At 62.0% G+C, this 8,035-nt stretch carries 7 protein-coding genes; 4 read left to right on the forward strand and 3 right to left on the reverse strand.

The annotated features are described in order from the left end of the window. The 3 genes from DK391_RS43335 to DK391_RS43345 form a co-directional block, all read left to right on the forward strand. Positions 1-309 (forward strand): glycosyltransferase (locus tag DK391_RS43335; protein ID WP_162601068.1); only part of this gene is annotated, 309 nt, incomplete at its 5' end. Positions 310-555: 246 nt separating this feature from the next. Continuing rightward, positions 556-885, forward strand: coding sequence for a helix-turn-helix transcriptional regulator (locus tag DK391_RS43340; protein ID WP_109484158.1), 330 nt, complete (start codon positions 556-558; stop codon positions 883-885). Beyond that, positions 885-2,243, forward strand: a complete 1,359-nt coding sequence (locus DK391_RS43345) for a HipA domain-containing protein (RefSeq protein ID WP_109484159.1) — start codon at positions 885-887, stop codon at positions 2,241-2,243. Before DK391_RS43340 ends, DK391_RS43345 begins: the two co-directional genes overlap by 1 nt. A 56-nt stretch (positions 2,244-2,299) precedes the next feature. On the opposite strand, the gene gmd is transcribed toward DK391_RS43345, so the two are convergent. From gmd to DK391_RS43360, 3 genes are read right to left on the reverse strand one after another with little or no spacing between them, the layout of a single operon-like run. Beyond that, positions 2,300-3,343, reverse strand: a complete 1,044-nt coding sequence (gmd, locus tag DK391_RS43350) for a GDP-mannose 4,6-dehydratase (protein WP_109484160.1) — start codon at positions 3,341-3,343, stop codon at positions 2,300-2,302. Next, on the reverse strand, positions 3,340-4,122 hold the full coding sequence (locus DK391_RS43355) for an SGNH/GDSL hydrolase family protein (RefSeq protein ID WP_109484161.1): 783 nt from the start codon (positions 4,120-4,122) through the stop codon (positions 3,340-3,342). The genes gmd and DK391_RS43355 overlap by 4 nt, the downstream gene beginning before the upstream one ends. Continuing rightward, complete coding sequence (locus DK391_RS43360; protein WP_109484162.1) at positions 4,119-5,204, reverse strand: acyltransferase; 1,086 nt, start codon at positions 5,202-5,204, stop codon at positions 4,119-4,121. The genes DK391_RS43355 and DK391_RS43360 overlap by 4 nt, the downstream gene beginning before the upstream one ends. 582 nt (positions 5,205-5,786) lie before the next feature. Here DK391_RS43360 and DK391_RS43365 point away from each other — a divergent pair. Further along, positions 5,787-7,922: a hypothetical protein gene (locus DK391_RS43365; protein WP_239483118.1), complete on the forward strand. Its 2,136-nt coding sequence runs from the start codon at positions 5,787-5,789 to the stop codon at positions 7,920-7,922. Positions 7,923-8,035 lie beyond the last annotated feature (113 nt).

Raw genomic sequence — 8,035 nt, forward strand, 5'->3', positions numbered from 1 at the left:
GTCGTGCCGACGGTGGCGCTCGAAGGGTTTGGCCTGATCACGGTCGAGTCGCTGGCGTCGGGTACGCCGGTGCTGGTAACGCCCGTGGGCGGTTTGCCGGAGGCGGTGGCGGGGCTGTCGCAGGATCTGGTGCTGCCGTCGACGGGCGCGGACGCGATCGCCGACGGACTGGGCAAGGCGCTCGATGGCTCGATCCGCTTGCCGGATTCCGATGCGTGCCGTGCATACGCGCGGGCGAATTTCGATAACCCGGTGATCGCGAAGCGGGTGGCGGCTGTGTATAGCGAGGCGAGTCAGGCGGCGGCTTGATCGGGTCCAACGGCTGACGAGATGGCCGGTCATGCCGTCCATTTTTTTGGTTTGCGCGGGTCGAAACACAGTCAATAGTTCTCATATTCAAGGAATTATGGAGGTAACGGTGCCTGGCACTCGTTTAATTCCTTAAATATGAGAACTATTGACTTTTGAAGTAGCTTTTCCACATAATTCCGATATTCTCGTAATTATCCGCCTTACTTGTGCGGCAAGGCGATTTATTCCTGGATTCGCGGAACTATGGCTCGTACCTTACCTCGCCCGACCGACGTCGATCCGCTGGCTCGCGACATGGCGGCGCTGGGTCGGCTGGTACGCAATCGGCGCGCGCAGAGCGAACTGCGCATCGACGATGCCGCTGACCTCCTCGGTGTCTCCAAAGACGTGCTCTCGCGCCTCGAGAACGGCCGCTCTGTCAGTCTCGACAAGGTGTTCAAGGTATTGAACGGACTCGGCCTCAACTTGCTGGTCTTCACCAAGCAGCAAACCAGGCTGGCATTGAGCGCCGTCCAGACGTCCGATACGCCACGCGAAGACGCACAGTCCGCCGAGCCGCAGGAGCGCGCCTGATGCCAAACGCGCTTTATGTTGCGACGCAGGAGGGCGCAGTCGGCCGGCTGGATTTCGATGCGCAACAAAACCTGTATCGTTTCACGTACGACGCAGACTGGCCTGCGCGTCGCGAGGCTTTTCCGCTGTCTCCGCATATCCCGCTGTCAGGCGATGCATCGCCCGCGGGTGCGGTGCACCGGTTTATCGCCAATCTGCTGCCGGAGGGGCGTGCGCTCGATGTCGCCTCCGTTGTGTATCAGGTGTCGAAAGACAACACATACGGGCTTATCCGGATGCTCGGCAAAGAGCCGGTCGGCGCGCTGAGTTTCCTCGCTGCTGACGAAAACGGCAGACCCGTCCCTTCGGACGAGCAGCCACTTGCACGCCGCGGGATTTCACCCGACGAACTGAGCCAGCGCATCCGTGAGCGCGATGCGATTCCGTTTCCGGTCTGGGACGGCAAGGTACGCCTGTCGGTGGCGGGCTATCAGGACAAACTGCAGGTTCTGGTCGAAGGCGAGCGCATCTCGCTTGCGGACGGGCCGCTCAGTTCGACGCACATCCTGAAGCCGGAGTCGCGCAGCGCCGTCACGCCGTGCATGGTCGCCAACGAGCATTTCTGCATGACATTGGCGTCACGGATCGGTTTGCCCACTGCGCCCGTATCGATCCGGCGCATGCCCGATCCGATCCTGCTGATCGGCCGGTTCGACCGAATCGTCGAAGTGGATCCGTCGGATGGCGAGACCGTTCTCTCCGTGCGCCGCCGGCACGTAATCGACGGCTGCCAGGCGCTGGATCTCCCCGTCACGTTCAAATACGAGCGCAACTTCGGCAATACACCCGACGTACGCAACATCCGCGAGGGCGTGAGCTTCGAGCGGCTGTTTTCATTGGAACCCTATCTGGACAGTCCCGCCGGTGCGCGCACGTTCATGATCCGTTGGGCGCTGTATCAGCTATTGATCGGTAACAGCGACGCGCACGGCAAGAATCTGTCGTTCTTCTTGCAGGATGGCGGCCTCCGGCCGGCACCGCTCTACGATCTGGTCTCAGTCAACGCCTATGGCGAGCACGTCGAGCAGGATATGGCGATGGGTTATGGCGATGCATTCCGTCTCGACGACGTCACACCGTTTGCGCTCGCGGATTTCGCGCAACGCACGGGCACCGCGCCGCGCTACCTCGTGCGGGAAATCACCCGCATGGCTCAGGCCGCTCAGGCGCTCGCGCCTGAACTGGCGAGCTCGGAAGTCTATGTCGGCGACGAACGCGTGCTGGTGCGTGCTATTGCAGATTTCATCGGTGTGCAGGCCGGTCGGTTGTTGCGTTTCGCGCCGATGATCGCTCAGGTTGACCGCAAGCTGCTGCTGTAAAACAACAAAGGGCGCCTCAAGCGCCCTTTGTTGTTCAACATCGCGTCAACAGAAAGTCAGCACGACACCCCATTCTGATTGCGCGCCACGTCCGCCTCGACCATCATCCGGCACAGTTGCTCAAGCGACGTTTCCGGATTCCAGCCCAGCTTTTCGCGCGCCTTGTCCGCGCAGCCGATCAGCAGATCGACCTCGGCAGGGCGGTAGAACTTCGGATTCACGCGGATCAGCGTCTTGCCCGTGCGCACGTCGATGCCTTTCTCGTTCTCGTTGCGGCCTGACCATTCGAGCTGATAACCCGCCGCCGCGAACGCCATCTTCACGAAGTCGCGCACCGTCTCCGTGCGGTTGGTCGCGAGCACGTAGGTGTCGGGTTCATCGGCCTGCAGCATGCGCCACATGCCTTCCACGTATTCGAGCGCAAAGCCCCAGTCGCGCTTTGCATCGAGATTGCCGAGTTCGAGCACATCGGCCTTGCCGAGCTTGATCTTCGCGACAGTGTCGGTGATCTTGCGCGTGACGAACTCGCGGCCACGCAGCGGCGATTCGTGATTGAACAGAATGCCGCTCGTCGCGAACATGCCGTACGACTCGCGGTAGTTGATGGTCGACCAGTGCGCGAACAGCTTGGCGACGCCATACGGGCTGCGCGGATAAAACGGCGTGTCCTCGCGTTGCGGCACGGCCTGCACCTTGCCGAACATCTCCGAGGTCGACGCCTGATAGAAGCGCATCTTCGGATTCACCGTGCGGATGCCTTCGAGCAGATTCAGCACGCCCACGCCCGTGACCTGCGCGGTCGTCGAAGGCTGGTCGAACGACACGCCCACGAAGCTTTGCGCGGCGAGGTTGTACAGTTCGTCGGCCTTCACCGTGTCGAGCAGACGCAGCGTCGAGCCGGCGTCCGTCAGATCGTGCTCGACGAGTTGCAGATTCGGGTTGTCCATCACGCCGAGTTCTTCCATGCGCCAGAAGTTGACGGAGCTGGTGCGGCGATACGTGCCCGTCACCTGATAGCCCTTGTCGAGCAGCAGTTTCGTCAGATAGGCGCCGTCCTGGCCGGATACGCCCGTGATGATGGCTTTGCGTTGTGTGGTCATGAGTTGCCTCTCGTCGGATTATCGGAAGTAGGGTGAAGCGGGAATGCGGCGCGCGGCGGCTGTCCTTGCGACACGGCAGACACGCCGAACAGTCGCCGCACGAGGGGATCGAGCACCTGAAAATCCTGCTGCGCCTTCACGCGATACAGTTCGGGCTTCGGATGCGCGCCATCGGACATCTGTGTTTGCCAGCCCGCCATCGCGGAGATCTGCGCGTAGTGATCGACCAGCGGCACCTGCTGCTCGGCGGCGACGCGGCGCGTCATGGCAGCCATCTCGGCGAGGCGCGCGTTCAGGCGTCCATCGGGCATCGGGGTCGAGGTCTGCAGCACGGGTAGCTTGCCCGCCGCCTGCGCGGCTTTCACGAGATCGGTTTCAGCCTGATAGAACTGTTCGGGCGTCTGGTTGTGCATCACTTCGTTGATGCCGTAGTTGATCGTGACGATCTGCGCATTCGACGCCTGCAGCCGGTCCTGCCAGGGGCCTTTACGCCCCGGCCCAGTGCCGTCGCGCAGTTGCACGGCCATCGTGCCGCCCACGCCGTCGTTCACGACCGACACGCGCGCGCCGTATTTCGCGCGCAATGCGTCTTGCAGATAGGTGACTGCGTTGTCGTCGCGTGGGCCGCAGTGGCCGTCGCTGCATGAAATGCCGAGCGTGGTCGAGTCGCCGTACGCTTCGATCAGCACCTGCGGTTGCGCGCTGGTCTGCGCATGCGCGAGCGTGGTGATGCCAGCCAGCACGCAGCACGCGGCGCGCGAGATGAGCCGCCGCTTCATGCGCTCGTCCCCGATGTTTCGCGAGCGGCGTGCAGTGCAGCCTCATGCTGCGTGCTGCGCACGGCGCGCCCCTGAATCAGCCGACGCTCGAAGCCGAACCACGACACGCTCGCATAGATCAGCGTGAGGGCAAGCGCGAGCGCAGCCGTCGCATAGCGGCCGTAGTGCAGCGGCCAGAGCGCGTAAAGAATGGTCAGGTGGATCAGATAGATCGTGTAGCTGATCGTGCCGATATACACGAGCACGGGATTGCACAGCACACGTTTGACGATGCCTTTGCTCTGCAGCGCGATCACCACGATCGACGTGCACAGCACCAGCGACACGCTATACAGCCCGGCATTCGATAGCGGCGTATTGGCCGCACGAAAGCGCGGGTAATGCAGATGAAGCCACGCGAGCGCGGCGAGCGCCACACACACGCCGATCACGGCGAGCAGCCTGAACGGCTCCAATGCATTTGCATTGCGCCGCACGGCAACGGCGAGCAGTGCGCCCGCCGCGAGCAGATCCATGCGGAACGGCGTCAGATAGTAGATCGGCCAGAACGAATCGAACCACGGTGTCGCGACGGCGCGCAGCACGGGAACGAGCAGGATCAGCGCGCCCGCGACATAGCCGAGCGCCCGTTCGGGCACGAGCAGGATCACGAACGGCCAGAAGATATAAAACTGTTCTTCGACGGCAAGCGACCACAGCACATTCAGGCTGTCATGGCCGCTCTGGTTGAGCGCATCGCCGATATTCGTCGCGAAGAACGCATACCACTGCCAGTGCTGCGCCCATCCCAGCCCGAACAACAGCGACGACACCGCCATCAGCAGCAGATACGGCGGCAGGATGCGTCGCGCACGGCGCGCATAGAAATAGCTGAAATACGACTGCTGGCGCGCCTTGCGATCCAGCAGGATGCCCGTGATCAGAAAGCCGCTCAGCACGAAGAACAGATCGACGCCCATCCACAGCGGCGCTTTCAGCGCGTGCTGTGCGAATACCGCGAGCACGGCGATCGCGCGCAAGCCGTCGAGCTGGACGATGCGTCGTTGATGAGGAGGCGTAGCGGGCAGGGTGCTGACAGTCATGAGCGTCCGTGTATGCGCCTGATGCGGCAATCGAAGGGCCATGCACGGTGTCGCGAGGCGATCACCATGAAGACGGCGAAATCGGGTTTGATTCTAGGGAAATAAAAACGCTAAAAAACTGGAATGAAATAAACGAATTGATTTGAATAAGCGAAGCTGCGTTTTTATCTCTGCATACGTCCGGTTACACCTCGATACAGATACGCAGAAAAATGCGGTAAGAAGTTCGGCTCGCAAGTTTGCTTCGGTAATCGTGGGCGTTTTGCAAGGTCAAAATTGCCAAAAAAACATGCGGCGTATATTTTTTCGACTTTCTTTTCGCCTGTTTCAACCGACGAATAATTTTGAATTATTTGCGATTTTCATCCGTCATTCTTTGCCTTTACCGTTAGGCGCTGATTGGATCATTGCGCAATAACGTCACTTCCGCCATTGCGCACTGCGCTGTCCATTCGTGTTTCCGCATGACCTCCGGCGAAGCCCATCGTCATCGCCGGCCTTCGTTTCGCCTCGACTGGAGAACTCGCGTTGCCCCGACTCACGCTTGCCCGCGCGCTATGCGCGTTTGCCTTTCTCGCGACCCTGCATGCGTTCGCCGAACCCGCGCTGAACGTGCAGACGTCGTGGATCGGCAATACATTCGGCTTCGGCGACGGGACCTGGACGCAGATCAACATCACGTCGATCGCCGTCTCGCCCGATGGCAAGGTCTACACGAATGCGCCGTGGGACGAGAGCGGCGCCGAAGCCAGCGTCTACCAGAACGGCAAGATGCTCGGCTTCGCGGGCGGCACGCATGGCTGGGGCAACAGCGGCGGCAACGCGATTGCCGTCAACCGGCGCTATGCGTATATGGCCGTCGGCGTCGGCAACGAGAAAGGGCATCTGGTCGGGCAGGGCGTGTGGCCCGACAAGGGGCGCCAGTGGTACGGCATTTCTCGGCGCGAGATCGGCGATACGAAGCGTGTCGCAGCCTTCCAGCCGGCTGTTAGCAGCATCGATCCGCATGCGAAAGCGGCCGCCGCGTTCCAGCTGGTCAACGACGTGCCCACGGGCACGCGTGGCGACATCAACGGGCTCGCGGCGAGCGAGACCACGCTCTATGCATCGAATACCTCGCAGAACCGCATCGAGGTGTACGACGCCGAATCGATGCAGCGCAAGGCGGAGTGGAGCGTGCCCGCGCCGGGCCGAATTGCACGTGCTGCGGACGGCACGCTCTGGGTGCTCACCGATACGCTTGGCGACAAGCCCAAAGTCGCGCATCTCGACGCGAACGGTCAGCGGCTCAAAGACGACCTGCCGCTGCCCGCCGATACCATCGCCGTCGATATCGCCGTCGATCCTCAAGGCCGCGTGCTGATCGCCGATAACGGCCCGCGCCAGCAGGTGCTGTTCTTCAGCAAACGCGACAGCGGCTATGCATTGACTTCGACGCTCGGCGAGCGCGGCGGCATCTTTGCGGGTGTCGCGGGCAAGCCGGGGCCGCAGCGCTTCAACGGACTCACGGGCGTAGGCGTCGATGCGCGCGGCAACGTGTACGTGTCGACCAACGGCATCGGCCCGCGCTTCGAGCCGACAGGCGCGGGCCTGGGCGCGACGCTCGAAAGCTATGCACCCGATGGCAAGCGTCTGTGGCAGGTGGAAGGGCTGCTCTTCGTCGATGGTGCGTGGATGGACCCGTCACGCCCCGACAGTGTCTTCACGGGCAACAAGCGCTTCACGCTCGATCTCTCGAAACCGGCGGGCCAGCAGTGGACCTACGCGGGCTTCCTGACCAACCGCTTCAGGTTTCCCGACGATCCCGTCTTCAACACCGACCAGTGGCCGGGCCTGCCCATCGCCCGCAAGCTGAAGGGCCGCACGTTCCTGTTTCTCACAGACATGTATGCCGACCATCTGAAGATCTATCGCTTCGATGGCGGCCGTGACGGTGAAACCGCGACACCGTCGGGCTTTATCGCAGGCCGCGAACGCGCCGTGCTCAAGGTGCCGAATGCACCCAAGGGCGGCGACTGGATCTGGCGCAACGCGAACGGCAACGGCCAGTTCGACGCCGACGAATTCACGCCCAATACCACCGGCACGCACCTCGCGGGCGGCTGGGGCTGGTGGGTGGATACCAACGGCGACATCTGGCGTGCACGCGATTCGAAGGGCATCAACCGTTTCCGCTTCGGTGGACTCGATGCGAAGGGCAACCCGGTTTACTCGTATTCGGACATGACGGCTTATGCCGTGCCGCAGCCGTTCAGCGAAGTCAAACGCGCGATCTACGACCCGCAGACCGATTCGATGTACGTAACGGGCTACACGGCCGAAGCACCGTTCGATCGCGGCTTCTGGAAAGAAGTGGGCCGCGTGCTGGTGCGCTACGACAAATGGTCGAGCGGCAGTCCCGTGGCACGCTACACGCTGCCGCTGCCGTGGGACACGAAGGCGAAGCCCGTGTCGACGCTGATCGGCCTGACCGTCGAAGGCAAATACATCTTCGCCGTCGAGCCCGTAGGCACCGTGCATGTCTACGACCGCGACACGGGCACGCCCGTCGGCACGATGCAGCCCGGTCCCGAAGTGGGCCATGCATCGGGCTGGGTCGACGTGCCCAACGGCATCAGCGCATATAGACGCAACGACGGCGAGTACCTCGTGTTCGTCGAGGAAGACGCACGCGGGAAGGTGCTGATGTATCGCTGGAAACCGGCCTCGAACACATAACCACGACGTTTCTCCACCCACACGCTACCCCAACACATGACTTACGCAAAAGGTATCCGATGGATAAAGGCATCCTCAGAAACGTAGTGATCAACCTGATCGGGCTGGTGCTG

The sequence above is a fragment of the Paraburkholderia sp. C35 genome, assembly GCF_003121405.1.
GTDB lineage: Bacteria > Pseudomonadota > Gammaproteobacteria > Burkholderiales > Burkholderiaceae > Paraburkholderia.